The sequence below is a fragment of the Pseudomonas sp. 9AZ genome (genome assembly GCF_902506525.1).
In the GTDB taxonomy this organism is placed as follows: domain Bacteria; phylum Pseudomonadota; class Gammaproteobacteria; order Pseudomonadales; family Pseudomonadaceae; genus Aquipseudomonas; species Aquipseudomonas peli.
This window is the reverse complement of record NZ_LR733843.1, coordinates 1-14,964: the sequence shown is the minus strand read 5'-3', so window position 1 is coordinate 14,964 and position 14,964 is coordinate 1. Positions and strand designations below refer to the sequence as shown.

General features: G+C 55.4%; 12 protein-coding genes and 2 pseudogenes. 9 read left to right on the top strand and 5 right to left on the bottom strand.

The window, feature by feature from the left end; genetic code table 11:
- From ALTER154_RS20915 to ALTER154_RS20905, 3 genes are all read right to left on the bottom strand, one after another.
- Positions 1-760, bottom strand: a 760-nt coding sequence (locus tag ALTER154_RS20915; RefSeq protein ID WP_160090260.1) for an acyl-CoA dehydrogenase family protein, incomplete at its 3' end; no start/stop codon positions are given.
- Positions 761-789: 29 nt separating this feature from the next.
- Positions 790-1,188 carry a MerR family DNA-binding transcriptional regulator gene (locus tag ALTER154_RS20910; RefSeq protein WP_160090258.1) on the bottom strand — a complete coding sequence of 133 codons (399 nt, stop codon included), beginning with the start codon at positions 1,186-1,188 and terminating at the stop codon, positions 790-792.
- A gap of 303 nt (positions 1,189-1,491) precedes the next feature.
- Positions 1,492-2,355: a cache domain-containing protein gene (locus ALTER154_RS20905; RefSeq protein ID WP_160090256.1), complete on the bottom strand. Its 864-nt coding sequence runs from the start codon at positions 2,353-2,355 to the stop codon at positions 1,492-1,494.
- Between the two features lie 635 nt (positions 2,356-2,990).
- Between ALTER154_RS20905 and ALTER154_RS20895 the strand changes: the two are divergent.
- The 5 genes and pseudogenes from ALTER154_RS20895 to ALTER154_RS21100 all read left to right on the top strand — a co-directional run.
- Positions 2,991-3,233: pseudogene (locus ALTER154_RS20895) on the top strand (transposase); the annotation flags it as partial.
- 223 nt (positions 3,234-3,456) lie between these two features.
- On the top strand, positions 3,457-3,981 hold the full coding sequence (locus tag ALTER154_RS21430) for a transposase (protein WP_372239972.1): 525 nt from the start codon (positions 3,457-3,459) through the stop codon (positions 3,979-3,981).
- A complete protein-coding gene (locus ALTER154_RS21425) occupies positions 3,974-4,813 on the top strand; it encodes a transposase (protein WP_372239971.1) in 840 nt (279 codons plus the stop codon). The genes ALTER154_RS21430 and ALTER154_RS21425 overlap by 8 nt, the downstream gene beginning before the upstream one ends.
- Positions 4,814-5,416 (top strand): annotated as a pseudogene (locus ALTER154_RS20885) (IS3 family transposase); the annotation flags it as partial.
- Between the two features lie 341 nt (positions 5,417-5,757).
- Positions 5,758-5,886: a hypothetical protein gene (locus tag ALTER154_RS21100; protein WP_256665719.1), complete on the top strand. Its 129-nt coding sequence runs from the start codon at positions 5,758-5,760 to the stop codon at positions 5,884-5,886.
- On the opposite strand, the gene ALTER154_RS21095 is transcribed toward ALTER154_RS21100, so the two are convergent.
- Positions 5,879-6,088, bottom strand: coding sequence for a hypothetical protein (locus ALTER154_RS21095; protein ID WP_256665721.1), 210 nt, complete (start codon positions 6,086-6,088; stop codon positions 5,879-5,881). The two genes, ALTER154_RS21100 and ALTER154_RS21095, sit on opposite strands and share 8 nt — an antisense overlap.
- Positions 6,089-6,420: 332 nt before the next feature.
- Between ALTER154_RS21095 and ALTER154_RS20875 the strand changes: the two genes are divergently transcribed.
- From ALTER154_RS20875 to ALTER154_RS20860, 4 genes are all read left to right on the top strand, one after another.
- Positions 6,421-8,070 (top strand): DUF1302 domain-containing protein, encoded by a 1,650-nt coding sequence (locus tag ALTER154_RS20875; protein WP_160090254.1) that lies wholly within the window; start codon positions 6,421-6,423, stop codon positions 8,068-8,070.
- 24 nt (positions 8,071-8,094) lie between these two features.
- On the top strand, positions 8,095-9,468 hold the full coding sequence (locus ALTER154_RS20870; RefSeq protein WP_160090252.1) for a DUF1329 domain-containing protein: 1,374 nt from the start codon (positions 8,095-8,097) through the stop codon (positions 9,466-9,468).
- Positions 9,469-9,662: 194 nt separating this feature from the next.
- Positions 9,663-10,874, top strand: coding sequence for an ABC transporter substrate-binding protein (locus ALTER154_RS20865; protein ID WP_372239970.1), 1,212 nt, complete (start codon positions 9,663-9,665; stop codon positions 10,872-10,874).
- 668 nt (positions 10,875-11,542) lie between these two features.
- Positions 11,543-12,694, top strand: coding sequence for a hypothetical protein (locus ALTER154_RS20860; protein WP_160090250.1), 1,152 nt, complete (start codon positions 11,543-11,545; stop codon positions 12,692-12,694).
- Between the two features lie 260 nt (positions 12,695-12,954).
- Here ALTER154_RS20860 and ALTER154_RS20855 read toward each other — a convergent pair whose 3' ends face one another.
- The gene (locus ALTER154_RS20855; RefSeq protein WP_160090248.1) at positions 12,955-14,055 is read right to left on the bottom strand and encodes an alcohol dehydrogenase catalytic domain-containing protein; all 1,101 of its coding nucleotides are present in this window, start codon (positions 14,053-14,055) and stop codon (positions 12,955-12,957) included.
- Between the last annotated feature and the right edge of the window lie 909 nt (positions 14,056-14,964).

Sequence of the window (14,964 nt, the reverse complement as noted above, 5' to 3'; positions counted from 1 at the left end):
CGCCGGAGAGCACGGTGCGCTCGTAGTCCAGGCCACTCATCAGTACGCGCACACCGCCGCCTTCGACGCCGAGGATGTTCTCTTCTGGTACTTCACAATCCTCGAACACCAGTTCGCAGGTGTTGGATCCGCGCATGCCGAGCTTGTCGAGCTTCTGGTGGCGGGAGAACCCTTTGAAGTCGCGCTCGACGATAAAGGCCGTCATGCCCTTGGAGCCGGCTGCGATATCGGTCTTGGCGTAGATCACATAAGTGTGGGCATCCGGGCCGTTGGTGATCCACATCTTGTTGCCGTTAAGCACGTAGTGGTCACCGCGCTTCTCGGCGCGCAGCTTCATCGACACTACGTCGGAGCCAGCGTTGGGCTCACTCATGGCCAGCGCGCCGATGTGTTCACCGGAGCACAGCTTGGGCAGGTACTTGGCCTTCTGCTCGTGGGTGCCGTTCTTGTGAATCTGGTTGACGCTGAGGTTGGAGTGCGCGCCATAGGACAGGCCAACTGAGGCCGAGGCGCGGCTGATTTCTTCCATTGCCACCACGTGGGCCAGGTAGCCCATGTTGGTGCCGCCGTACTCTTCGGCGACGGTCATGCCGAGGAGACCCATGTCGCCGAACTTGCGCCACATGTCCATGGGGAACTCGTTGTCGCGGTCGATCTGCGCGGCGCGCGGCGCCAGTTCGGCTTGTGAAAACTGATACACCGAGTCGCGCAGCATATCGATGGTCTCGCCGAGACCGAAGTTGAGGGACGGATAGCTCATGGTTCCACCTGTAATTGTTCGAATTAAGTTCAGGAGATAACGGTTTGTTTTTTATCGGTTTCAGCCAGCGCTGCCAGGCAACGCTCTTCGGCCGTATCCAGTTCTAGCTGCATCTGCTCGATGTCCAGCAGTTGCTGCTGCAATTGGGCGCGGCGTTCGGCAATCTTGCTCATAAAGGTGTGCAGCTGTTTGTGATTGCCGTGCACTGGGTCGTACAGCTCGATCAGCTCCTTGCATTCAGCCAGGGAGAAGCCGATGCGTTTGCCACGCAGAATCAGCTTGAGGGTGACCTTGTCTTTGACGGTGTAGATGCGCTCCTGGCCGCGGCGCTCGGGAGCGAGCATGCCTTGCTCTTCATAAAAGCGAATAGCGCGGGTGGTGATATCCAGCTCGTGCGCAAGTTCAGAGATGGAATAGGTGGTGGACATAGTCATTTTCCAGCTTAACGTTTACGTTAACGTAAGCAATTGTCGGTCTGTGTGTCAATGCTCTTTAGCGGTACGATGATTTGGCTCGCTACAAAGGGGCTGGTTGTACTCTTTGCTCTGCTTGGGTCATCACGGCTCACTTAACCCGCGGCGAGCATAGGTTGCGCGCTCTTAGCGGGGGCGGCAGCGGTAGCGTCATCGGTATTGCCGATAGGGTTATGAGCATCGAGCTTGGATTCTGACAATAAGCCTATCGCTGCGAGACTCTGAACTCGGAAAGTGTCTAAGGAAATCGGGGGCGATTCAGTTGGCGCTGTAGTAGCCCACCGCAACGATGTAGTGCTCTTGGCGCTTCATCAGTGTGTGCTTTAGCTCTTTGGCGCCGGTTAAGGTGTTGCGCCACCCGTAACTTGTCTCGCCTTCGTTCCGGCCATTCATGGCTGCAAGAATGCGCTGGCCGATTAGCTCTCCATTTGTACTGCGTAAAGTACTGAGGCTGATGCCTATCAGGCGCTGGTCTGCTCCGTGAGCTGCGAAAGTAGCGGTAGTCTCATCAATCACAAACACATACAGATCATCGCGGTTGAAGAAGGTGTCCAGTCGATTGATCTTCTCCAAGGTTGCTGCAGTGTCCCCAGAAAGCGCATCAGTGGCATCATCAAGTAGGCGCCTGGCCTCTTCAGGAGTGGAGCGTGGTATGTAGTAGCCTGCAGCAAAAACCTTGTCGCCGACACGCTGGAAATAGACGTGCTTTCGCTCGCGCTTACCATCCCGCCAGTTCATCCAGTAGTACTCACGGCTATGAGTAACATTGTTCTCGGGGCTAGTCAGGGCCTCTTCAAAGGCTACCTTTAACTCGTTGTCGAGCATGGGCCTGATATCCCGCCCAATATAGATCGACGACGGTCCTCCGCTAGCTAGCATGACTCCCATTGTGCTGACGACATAAACGTAGGTGTCTGCGGTCGTAAAAATCCCTTGGCGACTCAGTTGGGCGAGTACAGGGTCGCCTTGTTCCTTGTAAGCCCTAACGGCTTTTGCGAGAAGTGCCTGCGCTTGATCCGCTTCGGCTTCATATCCGCTGGTAGGAGCGCTGCCTTCCGCGCCGTATACGCTGCCGGTGAGTGTCAGAAGGCAAGCAATGGCAAAGTTGTAACGTTTGTGCATGGGTTTCCTTGGCCGGACCGGTTGTTTGGTCAACGGAAGAGGTCATTCAGAGAAAGGCTCATCGGCATAGCACAAGCGGGCTCCGTCTTGTGGGCGCAGTACTCATGTAATGAGGTGTACTTGTTTGCAGAGTTTTGTGCGGGATTTTCCGAGCAGCCGATCAACGGTAGGAGCAGGCAGCTAAATATCAACATGTGCTTGCGCATGGGATTGCCCTCTTTTGTTGTTTTATGGCTATTGCCACTGAGTGGCGACGCCAGCTTTAAGGGTAGTTGAGGTAACTTAGTTAGATATGTATGCTAGGTCCTCTTGTTCCGCTCGGCAATAGCCTTCCGTCGCAGTTTTTGCCAACTGATCTGGAGGGCTTTGTGTTTTGCAGCAAGCAGCATGTCAATTGCGAGGCAGCACTAGAGCAGCGCCCGTTCCGCCGCCACCGCAGAGCTTGGCAAGTCCTTTCTTCGGCGCAGTGCGTCATTTCGTGGCCCAGTGCAATTGCGCCACCGTTCACATTGACTTTGTCGATATTCCCGCCAAGTTGTGTACAAATGGCCTGTACAGCGAGGTGAATCGGCCCTTGAATCGCCCCTAGTTTTGTAGACACCTCCAGTCCAAACTGAGGCCCACTAGGAGGTGCCATGAGCAACCAGCGTTATCCCGAAGAATTCAAAATCGAAGCGGTCAATCAAGTGACCGAACGAGGCCTGCCTGTTGCCGAGGTAGCAGCTCGTTTGGGCATGTCAGTGCACAGCCTCTATGCCTGGGTGAAGCGCTATAGCAAACCCCAAGAGCAGCGAGCGCAGGAAGACGATCAGCAAGCTGAGCTGCGTCGTTTACGTGCGGAGCTCAAGCGAGTTACCGAAGAGCGAGACATCCTAAAAAACTGCCTCCCCGGCGCTCTGCGGCCCACGGGACTAGAAACACGACCACTACACTGAGTCCGCTGGACAGTGGTCGTCTGCTTTTTGGAGGCTCAGTCCCCGTCAAAAAACCTGACCTAGGGGAAGCTGCGGACCCGTTAGCGGTGGCACGTTTCGTGACCCCGTTTAGGAATGTGATTCGATCCGAGTCCCCGTCCAGCATTTCTTGTGTTGGAGGGTGCTCATGAAGAAATTCAGTTCAGGAAGTCACGGCCTGCCGGTCATTCATAGCCGTGCAGCTGGCATCGACATCGGCTCGCGCTTCCATGTGATAGCCGTGCCAGCCGACCTCGCTGAGGCGCCAGTACGAACCTTTCAGGCCTTTACTGCCGACCTGGAAAGGATGGCTGATTGGCTGGTCGATCTTGGGATTACCACAGTGGCAATGGAGTCGACCGGGGTGTATTGGATTCCGATCTATGAAATTCTGGAAACCCACGGCATGCATGTCGTGCTGGCCAATGCACGGGGCGCCCTTGCAGTACCTGGACGCAAAACCGACGTTAACGATGCACAGTGGATTCAGCGGCTAAATGCCTGCGTGTTGCTGCGTGATAGCTTCCACCCTGATCGAGAGGTCTCGGCGTTACGCAGTTATCTGCGCTTACGAGAACGGCACCTCGATTACGCGGCTGCGCATATCCAGCACATGCAGAAGGCGCTCACCCACATGAATCTGCAACTGCATCATGTGATGTCTGATGTCTGATGTCACCGGAGTCACTGGGATGCGGATCATCCGAGCTATTGTCGCTGACGAGCGAAACCCGACAAAATTGGCAACCATGCGCGATATCCGCTGCAAGTCCAGCACCGAGGTTATCCAGAGTGCCTTGGTCGGCAACTACCAACCGGAGCATGTTTTTGCTTTGGCGCAGGCGCTGGCCATGTACGACGCTTATCAGGTGCAGCTTGAGGTCTGCGACCAACAAATTGCTAAGAGTCTGCTGCGGCTCTCCCAGCAAAAGTACCCACCCAGCGAGCCCCTACCGAAGCCACGTCACCGTACTCAGCAGCCGAATGCGCTCAATTTCGACGTCCGCTCCTTGCTCTATCAGTTGGTCGGCGTTGATTTGACTCAAATCCACGGCATCGGTCCCTACTTGGCACTGCGGTTGGTCGCTGAGTGCGGTACCGATCAGAGTCGTTGGCGTACTGCCCACCACTTTACCTCCTGGCTGACCCTGGCTCCTGGGTGCCGTATTTGCGGCGGCAAGGTGCTCTCGGCTCACACTCGCAAGACCAAGAGTCGAGTCACGGCTCATCTTCGGTTAGCGGCGGTAACCATTGGCAGGACGAACACAGCGTTGGTCGCTTTTTATCGGCGCTTGTCGGCTCGCATCGGCAAGGCCAAGGCGGTAACAGCGACTGTCCGCAAGATTGTCATCCTGTTCTACAACGCGATGCGTTTCGGCATGGCTTACCAGGATCCGGGAGCCAATCACTATGAGCAGAAGTATCGGGAGCGAGTGGTTAAGGGATTGCACCGCAGAGCGGCCGAGTTTGGCTTCACACTACAGGCCGTCGAAGGTGTTTCTTAGGAAGGCCGCCGCGTAATTTGCCAAGGAGTGCGGCTGAAATACGCCTTCATCAATCAGCACTCCGCAGACTATTCGGTTCGCCGCCTGTGCCTGACCTTGAACGTACATGCTAGTGGTTACTACGCCTGGTTGGCTGAGCCAAATTCGGTACGGGCCAAGGATGATCAGCGTCTATTTGGCCTGATCAAGCACTCGTGGCTAGAGAGCGGCGGCGTATACGGCTACCGCAAAATCTATGACGACCTGCGTGAGCTCGGCGAGCCGTGCGGCAGGCATCTTGTTGCTCGCTTAATGCGTAAGGAAGGTCTGCGCTCGCAAACGGGGTATCGGCGTCGGCCGGGTCGCTATGGCGGCAAGCCTCCAATGGCGTCACCGAATCATCTGGGGCGTCGATTCAATGTCACCGAACCTAACAAGGTCTGGGTCACGGACATAACCTACATTCGCACCTATGAAGGCTGGTTATTTTTGGCAGTGGTGCTCGATCTGTTTTCGCGGCAGGTCATTTGCTGGTCGATGAAGCCGCAGATGACGAGTGATCTAGCCATTGATGCATTGCTGATGGCGGTTTGGCGACGCAAGCCAAAGCAGGAAGTGATGATTGGATTTGAGTCAAATCAACGCCGACCAATTTATGGGGCAGGGTTCGTACGTCGAAGTTGAGCTCATTCGGTTGTCGAGTCCGATGGCGTGGCTTCGGTAGCGGCTCGCTGGGTGCAGGCTTTTGCTGAGAAACCGCATCAAGCTCTGGCATATATCAAGTTGCACTTGATAAGCGTCGTACATGGCCAGCGCCTGCGCTAAGGCAAAGACGTGCTCAGGTTGGTAGTTGCCGACCAAGGCACTTTGGATGATCTCTACGCTGGACTTGCAGTGGATATCGCGCATGGTTGCCATGCCTAGCCGCATCTCGCTCATCGACGACAATAGCTCGGGTGATTCGTATGCCAGTAACCCCGGTGACGCACATGGTGCAATTGCTGATTCATATGAGTCAGCACCTTCTGCATATGCTGAATATGCACAACCGCGTAATCGAGGTGCCGTTCTCGCAAGCGCAGATAACTACGTAGCGCGGCGGATCTCTCGATCCGGATGGAATCTGGCACGCAGTAAACCACAGGCATGCAGTCGCTGAATCCACTGTGCATCGTTAACGTCGGTTTTGCGTCCAGGTATTGCGCGGGCGTCTCGTGCATTAGTCAGTACGACATGCAGACCGTGGCTTTCCACAATCTCGTAGACCGAAATCCAATACATCCCTGTCGACCCCATAGCAACTGGGGTAACCCCAAAATCGGCTAGCCAATTGGCCATTCGCTCCAAGCGCCGCACCAGAGCTTCGAGGTCTTGTATGCAGCCGTCCGATACGAGGAGTTCTTGGCGGGGCGAGGGTGCATTATCACATCCATGGCGTTGCTGGCGCAGTGTCCAGGGGGTAGTTGCAAGCCTTTGGTGATGTGGAAGCTGCTTGGAGGGGTAGTTTTGTGGTGATGGGGTGGTTTACAGGTACGGAGCAATGGTGTAACTATGCTAACCTAGGTAGCTAGGTAGCTAGGTAGCTAGGTAGCTGTCCCGGTTTTAAACAAAAACAAGAACGAGACGACATGAAAATGACCGCATGCCAACACAATCTCACCAAGCTAGCCGCAGCACTCTGCGCATCAATGATGGCGTCAAGTCCAGCCTTTGCGGTTGAAATTGATACCGGTAGCGAGGATTGGACTGTCCGCTGGGACAACTCTTTCCGCTACAACCTCCAGACTCGTGTGGAGGAGCGTGACAGCCGGATTGGAGGCAGTCATACCTCTGACGAAGGCGACTACAAATTCGACAGGGGTGATATTACTTCGAATCGCCTGGACATCCTGAGTGAGCTGGAAGTGGGTTGGCGCAATACCCACGGCTTTCGAGTCTCTGCGTCGGGCTGGTTCGACCAGGCGTACAACGACGATGATGTGGAGCAGAATCCGGCTCTTAAAGCTCAGGGGTATCAGTCGTCCTATAACAACGGCAACTATTCCTCGACCACCGAGCGCTTCTACCGTGGGCCATCCGGCGAGATTCTTGATGCCTTCGTCTACGGAAATTTCGACTTGGCCGGAATGGCTCTGTCGGCCAAGGCGGGGCAACATGTTGTGTACTGGGGTAACTCGATCTTTACCCAGACGGGTATTTCCAACAGCCAGGCCCCGATCGATGGTCGCAAAGGTGCGGCGACTCCTGGTTCCGAAACCCGTGAGTTGTTCCTACCGCTAAACCAAATCTCCGCCTCGCTGCAGGTCACCGACAGCTTCTCTGTGGCTGCGCAGTACTTCCTCGACTGGGATCATGTGCGCTCTCCGGAAGGTGGTACTTTTCTCGGTCCGGCGGACTTGACGCTGGATGGTCCGGATCGTCTCCACGCGGCTCCATTCCCATTTCCTCAGGCGTTTTTGACTCGCGGTGATGCTGTCGAACCCGATGATAAGAGCGGCGACTGGGGTGTTAACGCCAAGTACAACTTCATTGACTGGAACGCGACTACGGTCGGTCTTTACTATCGCGAGTACGCCGAGAAGAATGGACTCTGGCTGCTGCTTAATCCGCAGAACCCTGGCGAGTACCGTGCAGTCTTCCCCGACGATGTCAAACTGTATGGCCTCAGCGTGGATGCAACTGTAGGAGTTTTTGCTGTTGGTGCTGAGGTGGCGTATCGCAAGAATACTGGCCTTAATAGTGTTGGCTTCGCTCCTTCGGCTGAGGGCGCGCGTGGCGAAACCTATCATGTCGTCTTGAATACCATCTACGGTCTGAAGCAGAACGCCATCTGGGACTCAGGCACTCTACTTGCTGAGCTATCGTACGACCATCTGATTGATGTCACCAAGAACGAGCAGTTTTTTAATGGCGAAGATACTGCAAATTGTCAGAATGGAAAGTTTTCAGGATGCGCTACGGATGATGCGATTGGTCTAGGTGTGCGTTTTGCTCCAACGTGGTCGCAGATTTTTCCAGGTGTAGACCTGACTGTTCCGTTCACCTACCAGGTTGGTCTGAAGGGCAACACCGCCGACTTCGGCGGTACCAGTCAAGGCGCAGCGACCTATTCTGTGGGCGCTGAGTTCAGCATCCGCAACCAGTGGACGGTTGGTCTGACCTATGCCGACTCCAGCGCGAAAATAAACCGTGCTGCTAATGGCTCCTACTATGGCAACGGCAATTGGCAGACCACTGACCGCGGGCGTGTCGGCCTGACAGTCAAGACCAGCTTCTAACAATAACTAGAGGTAGCGTTCCCCATGAAAACAAAAGCTGCACTTTCCCTAGCGATCTTGTCCGCACTGGCCGCGGGCTCTAGCTACGCTGCTGTAACTGCTGAAGAGGCAGCCAGGCTGGGCACCACCCTGACTGCTTGGGGTGCCGAGAAACAAGGCAACGCCGATGGCACTATTCCGGCCTACACCGGCGGGATGACAAAGCCCCCAGCAAACTACGTGGCAGGTAGTGGGGTCTGGGTTGACCCTTTCGCTGACGAAAAGCCGCTCTTCACGATCGACGCGAAGAACGTGGCTCAGTACGCAGACAAGTTGACGCCTGGTGTTCAGGAGATGATCAAGCGCTATCCGGACAGCTACCAGGTGAATGTGTACCCGACCCATCGCACCTATCCGCAGATGTCTGCAGAGCGAGCTGCCGCCACGATCAAGAACGCAACCAATCCGGAGTGTAAGACTTTTGCGAGTGGCGTAGGCCTGGCTACGGATTGCTACGGTGGATACCCGTTCCCGATCCCGAAAGATGGCTATGAGGTGATGTGGAACCACCTTGTGCGGGAGAAAACCACGGTTGGGTTCGAGATCCGGGCCACGAACCTGGTTGTTGATGCTGCGGGCAACCTGGCCAGCCCGCAGCAGTACACAGCATATCTCGACTATCCGTATTGGACGGGTGGAAATGATGGCTACTACTTCCACTCTTTAACCAACACGCTTGCGCCGGCCCGCGACTCGGGAAACAAAATTCTGATCTGGTATCCGGATCGCGCTGACGAAAAGGATCAGCGTTCCTGGAGTTACTCGACCGGTCAGCGCCGTGTACGCCTGGCCCCCGAGTTCTCTTATGACACGCCAATCACTCCCCTGGGTGGCGTACTGTACTTCGACGAAGCCAACTTGTTTGCGGGGCGGATGGATCGCTTTGATTACAAGTTGATCGGCAAGAAAGAAATGTACGTTCCTTACAACACCTACAAACAAATCACGGCTTCGAACGAGACACTGCTCGGCAAGAAACACGTTAACCCCGAGGTCTCTCGCTGGGAGTTGCATCGTGTCTGGGTCGTTGAGGCAACGCTTAAGGAAGGCATGCGTCACGCCGCCTCCAAGCGCTTCTACTACATCGATGAAGACTCGTGGCAGGCCGTCGCGAGTGAAGGCTTCGACCAGTCGGGTAAAGTCTTCCGCGTACTCTTGGCGAACACCGGTGCTAACTACATTGCCGGCCAGGGCAATATGGACTGGACCTCTTCGCTGGTGGGCTATGACTTGGCGCGCGGCGGTTACACGGTGGTATCCAGCCAGGGTGGGGATCCCAAGGCATACGTGAAACCAATCGACAAGATGCCCGCCAACATCTTCACTCCTGATGCTATGGCCGGACGGGGCGTCCGTTGATTCATCGCTCTGTATGGCTGTATTAGGGCTGCGCAGAGCTTCTGCTTCATCGTTTGCTTTCTTAAAGCTACTACTTCACACCGGCCGTCGAGCCGGTGTTTTTTTGTCTGCTCGTCCGCTAAGCGCGCTGTCTACTTTTTTGCCTTGACTCGGTAATGGGGCGCAAGCCGATCCAGTTGCAGCAGGGAGGGCGAATGAGCACTAAGGAGAACATCATGCTGAAACACTTGATGGCTGCACTTCTAGTTTTTATCGCGCAGAAAGGTTTGGCTGCAGAGCCCATAGTGATTGGACTTTCCTATCCCAAGAGCGGTGTCCATAAATGGGAGGGTTTGTCGCAAATGAGAGGTGCTCTTATGGCGACAGAAGAAATCAACGCAGAAGGAGGGCTGTTGGGGCGGCCGCTGGAGCTACAGAGCCGGGACAGTGCTGGCAGGGCGGAAAAAGCCATTGGTAATGTTGATGCGTTGGCGGACCGTGGCGCGGTAATGATTGTGGGTGGGGCAACCAGTGCTGAAGCGATCGCTGCCGGACGCAAGGCCAAGGAGCGGGGGTTGCCCTATTTCACGCCACTGGCATATGCCAATGAGGTCACCTCGCGTTATGGCCATGAGTATCTGTTTCGTGAGGGCCCCAGCGCTCGAATGGCAAACAATGTCCTGATGGAGTATCTCGACAGTCAAATGCCCAACAAGCGTTTCTTCATCATTACCAGTGACGATGCGATTCCCAATGCTAGGGTCGATTCTCTGGTGGCGGCATCGCGGTCCGGGGACGTGGCAGATCCCAAACATTATCGTGCTGCCTTGAAGGCAGCGGCGGAGAGTAACGCGCAAGTTCTGGTGTTAATGCTTTATGGTGAAAACGTCACTGACGCTATGCGCATTGTGGACACGCTACGGTTAAAGGAGCGCATGACCATCGTGGTGCCTAACCTGAGTCATGAAGTGGTTGTGCAGGCAGGTCCGAGTCTGATGGAAGGTGTCATTGGTAGCGATTCTTGGACTTGGCGCACGCCGCAGCGTGAACATAACGAGCGCGGGCAAGCGTTCGTTGATGCCTTTGTTAAGCAGTATGGCGAGTACCCATCCAGTGCTGTCGCTGCAACTTACGGCTCGGTTCGTCAGTGGGCTGATGCGGTATCCCGGGCGAGCACGACGAACGCACCTGCGGTCATCCGCGCGTTGGAGGGGCACAGTTATCGGCTGCTGAAGGATGACCAAGTGTGGCGGGCGTTGGACCATCAGAACGTACAGTCGATGTCTGTGGTTAGGGTCAGGAAACGCGCTGAAGTAATGCGCGATGCGTTGAAGCAGGACTACTTCGAAGAGTTGTATTGGATGGAAGGTGAGGTGGCAGCACCTACCGAGGAAGAGGTGAGGCTGGAGCGGACTGCTACTCGGTGATCGTTAGTGAAGCGGGTCACCCGAACAAGGTGGCCCGCTTCGATCAGATCATGCGCCGTTGAAGTGTCGTCGAGCAGGCGACTACCTGCCCGGCCTAGATCAGGCCGTCCTGTAGCTCGCCAGTTTTGAGCGTGTGTTGGCCTCGTTACCCAGCAACCAGTTGATGGATCTGCTCGAAGGTCACGCCTGGCTTGGCCTAGATTTCGTTCACCTGGAGGGCAATATCATTAGCGAGAATGCGAGCTGTATTGCGCGGCAGGCGGAAGATGCCTCGCGTCCTCATCGCTCAGGCCCGGCGTGCCCACATCATGGCGCTGATGCTGAGTAGTTTCTGCGATCACGACGCGCCGCTGGAAGGCATGTGCATTCGTCCAATTGCCGAGTCAAACATCCGAGCTGACTTTTTCTCGTTCGCCGCTCTCCAGTCCCCTACTGCGAAGCCTTGGAGCGCTTCTGGTAATTCGCCCAGTCCTTCCATGTGTCCTGATAGGATAAAGATAGATAACTTATGTAGATAATTTGGATATATAATTTGGCTTTATTTCGCGTGCGGTAGCCAACATTCGCGCGGATTGGTTCTTCCTGCTGTGCCCGTGTTTCTGCCTAAACGGCAGTAGCGGTCTGATGGTCGGGCCGGGTGTGTTTGACAAAGATGAGGATGCACGGATATGAGCAATGCGCGCTTCACTGCCGAACAATTGCGTGAGTTGACCCAATTTAAAGTGGAGGTTCACGACCCGCGCTACGTTGTGGAGCCGCTCGTGAGCGGTGGTGAGTTCCTTTACGATCCGCAAGTGTTATGGGATTGGAAGGAGGGTTGTGCCTGGAGCGGCCCCGAGGGTTCGATCCTCATTTCTGAAATTGGCGGCCAGCCGCAGGTGGAAACTGATTGGTCGATGGGACATGGCGGTCTGTATCGCCTGCATGCCGACAATACTTGGGAAACCATCGTCGCGCCGGGCGTCGGGCGCCAAGCTGGGGTGTTCCGCCCGATGATTGCCCCCGCCGACTGGGGCGACTTCGCCAACAACATCCTGTTCGGTAGCCAGATCGTGCCGCATCGCCGCGGTGCGGTGATGGATCACATGATTTATTCGCTCGCGCCGGGCGAGAGTATTCCTTATCCCTTCGCGCTCGTGCCCCGCTCGGGTAAGGAGCAGATTTCCGGCGCATTCGTACCCGGTGTCTTCGGGCGCAAGGGCACGCCGGAGGAGGGGCTGTTCCTCATCTTCTCGATGCACAACTCCACCATCTATGCGGTCCGTCCCGATGCGACGGTTACGCCTTGGCTGGTGATGGATGGTGAAGGCGGCAATCCAGGACCGCTCATGCCGTATCGTATGTTCTATGCCGACCCAGCGATTGTCGGTGAGGAAAACATGCTCGTACTAGAGGGTAAGTGGAGCACTAATTTCGGTGGCGAGCAGACCCACGAGTTCCGCACAAAGCACTACCGTATCGCCGACGGCACCATCCATTCGGAGGTTATCGAATCACTGACTGGCGGTGCCGTTCTACGCGCACCTAAGGGCTTCGGTCCGCTCGCTGGCGAGGCGTTCCGCCCCGAGTATGCGGGCTTCATGTCCTCTGTCCACTGGGCGGAAGGTGACTGCACTGAGTCGCTGCCTTACACCACATCCATCATCCGCCGCGATGCGGATGGCACCGAGCATGTGTTCGCCTCCAACATCCAAGCCGGTCAGAACCTGATCGGTTTTGCCGGGGATCGGATGATCGTGACGAATATGGGCCACAGCTATTCTTCGGGAAATTTCAAGCACCCCGACGGCACCGTGTTCGCCATCCGCTACGTCGGCTAACGCCTAACGCGGCTTGTCAGAGCGCCGGCGGCAGATTGATTTTGTCGTCGGTGTTTATGAGGCGGTGAAGGAATTTCGGCCATTGCCGGTGCTCAATCGAGTGATCAAGAGCGGGCACGATTTTTTTCGCGCGGGAATCGACTGACAAAGCCCTATCGTAGGATCCGAAAAATTGACCACTACAACCTATACTGCGTCCAGCAATGTTCTTCCCAGTATGCTGGGAAGAACGTTTTTACGACTGCAGTGAACTCACATACTCAATCTGCGACGTATACCACCACTGACCGTACGGCTTCACCACTGCGCATCATTTCAAAGCCTTTATTCACTTCATCCAGAGTCAAATGGTGAGAAACCAGATCATCTAGACCATATGTTCCATCCACATACATATCGACGTAACGAGCTACATCCACACGTTTAGCCCCGCCCATCAACGAGCCAGTCCACTTGCGGCCAGTCATCAAGTTGAACGGCGCAGCACTAAGCTCTTGACCCGCTGGAATGACGCCAACGCAAACGGACAGCCCCCATGCTGGGTTGGTGCTCTCAAGTGCCTGCCTTGCTAAGCCTGGATGACCTACGCAATCGAAAGCAAAATCGACGCCCATACCTGTCAGCTTCTGAACCTCAACGACGATATTCTCTACGTCTTTCGGGTTAATGAAGTCGGTGGCACCAAGCTTAAGTGCGATAGCTGCCTTAGCAGGGTTGGTATCGATGGCAATAATGCGCGTAGCGCCGGCAATTTTTGCACCTTGAATCACGCTAAGACCCACGCCGCCGGTGCCGAATACAGCCACTGAAGAGCCCGGTGTCACCTTCGCTGTAATGAGCGCCGCACCTAGACCCGTTGTTACGCCGCAGGCTATACAGCATGCATGGTCAGTGCGTGCCCCAGGATTGACTTTAACCAGGCTGTCTACCGGGACTACCGTCATCTCAGCGAAGGTGCCCAGACCGCAATATGACGCGATTGGTTGACCATCAAGGGAAAAAGGCGTTTTCGCCGACTGCCGGCGAACCATCATTTGCACACACAGATTAGTGCGGCCCGATTTACAGAATGCGCACTCGCCACAATCAGGCACGAGATAAGGCATAACTCGGTCCCCTGGCGCGAAGTCAGTTACGCCATCCCCGACTGCAACCACATCGCCAATACCTTCATGGCCGAGGATCACCGGGAAGGTTTGAGCAATTTTCCCTTCCAGCGCACTTAAATCGGAGTGGCATAGGCCGGTTGCTCGCAGCTTAACCAGGACCTCGCCTGGGCCTGGATCGGCGAGGGTTACTTCGCGAATCTGCAAAGGCTCATTTGGCCCGAATGCAACAGCAGCTTTGACTACAAGAGGCATGGTTATTCTCCTTTATTCGGCGTTGAAGTGGTCGAAGGTCAAGCCGACGACCAGCAGGTCTTATGGGCTTATAAGAAATCTATCGTAGTTAACATGGATAACTTAGTTGCACTCTGCACGAACGGGCAACACCTGTCTAGGCGTGGAGACCTGTAGGACTTAAAGGAGATCGGATTACGTTCTGGGGGAATTACATTCCCCGCATCTGTGCTACCACTCGTTCAGCGGAGCCCCAAAACACGTCAAGTCCGCGCTTGCGCTGTCGGCTAGCAAGGCGCACCAAAGACATTTCGGTATGTACGTGTGATTCGGAAATAGGGCGGATCACATACCCGTCAGGAATTTTGTAACCCTGAGTAAACCAATCGATGGTAATCGCGCATCCCCCCTGAGCGGCCGCAAAGTTTGCAAGTGCAAAAGGGTGAGATTCGGTTGGGATAATGCACTGAGCGCCACCCTGTTCTATTAGCCATGTGGTCAGTTGATCGAAGAGAGCATGCGCCATGCTCACGGGAGAAAAACGCTACCCGTTTATCGAGATCATCAGGTACTGGCTTTATACAACGGCTCAGACCCTACTAAGGTCGTCCAAGCCAAGGTGAGTGGAAACTTGGCAGTCCAAGGCTTCGGCGCGTTAGCAGCAGCTGCTTCGACGGGTATAGGGGGGTGCGTCTGCCTGTTTTCCTTGCAGACTTAGAGATAGCTGCGGGCCGACTCGTGCGTGCGTTGCCAAAATGGCAATCGCACACAGTGCCCTTGAATCTCGTCTATCGCAGCGGCACGTCGGGTATTGGCCGAGTGCATGCCGTGCTTAACGCCGCGCTCAGGGAAACTCCGGCAATGCTTGGAAAACTCCCTTTAAGCTAAGTCTGCTTTTCAAGCGCACATGCGTCACCTGAAGGGTTATCC

What these genes read in the sequence shown, in the direction of transcription:
- ALTER154_RS20910 (WP_160090258.1), bottom strand. Translation starts at nt 1,188, where the DNA reads ATGTCCACCACCTATTCCATCTCTGAACTTGCGCACGAGCTGGATATC.
- ALTER154_RS20870 (WP_160090252.1), top strand. Translation starts at nt 8,095, where the DNA reads ATGAAAACAAAAGCTGCACTTTCCCTAGCGATCTTGTCCGCACTGGCC.
- ALTER154_RS20860 (WP_160090250.1), top strand. Translation starts at nt 11,543, where the DNA reads ATGAGCAATGCGCGCTTCACTGCCGAACAATTGCGTGAGTTGACCCAA.
- ALTER154_RS21095 (WP_256665721.1), bottom strand. Translation starts at nt 6,088, where the DNA reads ATGGGGTCGACAGGGATGTATTGGATTTCGGTCTACGAGATTGTGGAA.
- ALTER154_RS20855 (WP_160090248.1), bottom strand. Translation starts at nt 14,055, where the DNA reads ATGCCTCTTGTAGTCAAAGCTGCTGTTGCATTCGGGCCAAATGAGCCT.
- ALTER154_RS20905 (WP_160090256.1), bottom strand. Translation starts at nt 2,355, where the DNA reads ATGCACAAACGTTACAACTTTGCCATTGCTTGCCTTCTGACACTCACC.
- ALTER154_RS21430 (WP_372239972.1), top strand. Translation starts at nt 3,457, where the DNA reads ATGAAGAAATTCAGTTCAGGAAGTCACGGCCTGCCGGTCATTCATAGC.
- ALTER154_RS20865 (WP_372239970.1), top strand. Translation starts at nt 9,663, where the DNA reads ATGAGCACTAAGGAGAACATCATGCTGAAACACTTGATGGCTGCACTT.
- ALTER154_RS21425 (WP_372239971.1), top strand. Translation starts at nt 3,974, where the DNA reads ATGTCTGATGTCACCGGAGTCACTGGGATGCGGATCATCCGAGCTATT.
- ALTER154_RS21100 (WP_256665719.1), top strand. Translation starts at nt 5,758, where the DNA reads ATGCCAGTAACCCCGGTGACGCACATGGTGCAATTGCTGATTCATATG.
- ALTER154_RS20875 (WP_160090254.1), top strand. Translation starts at nt 6,421, where the DNA reads ATGAAAATGACCGCATGCCAACACAATCTCACCAAGCTAGCCGCAGCA.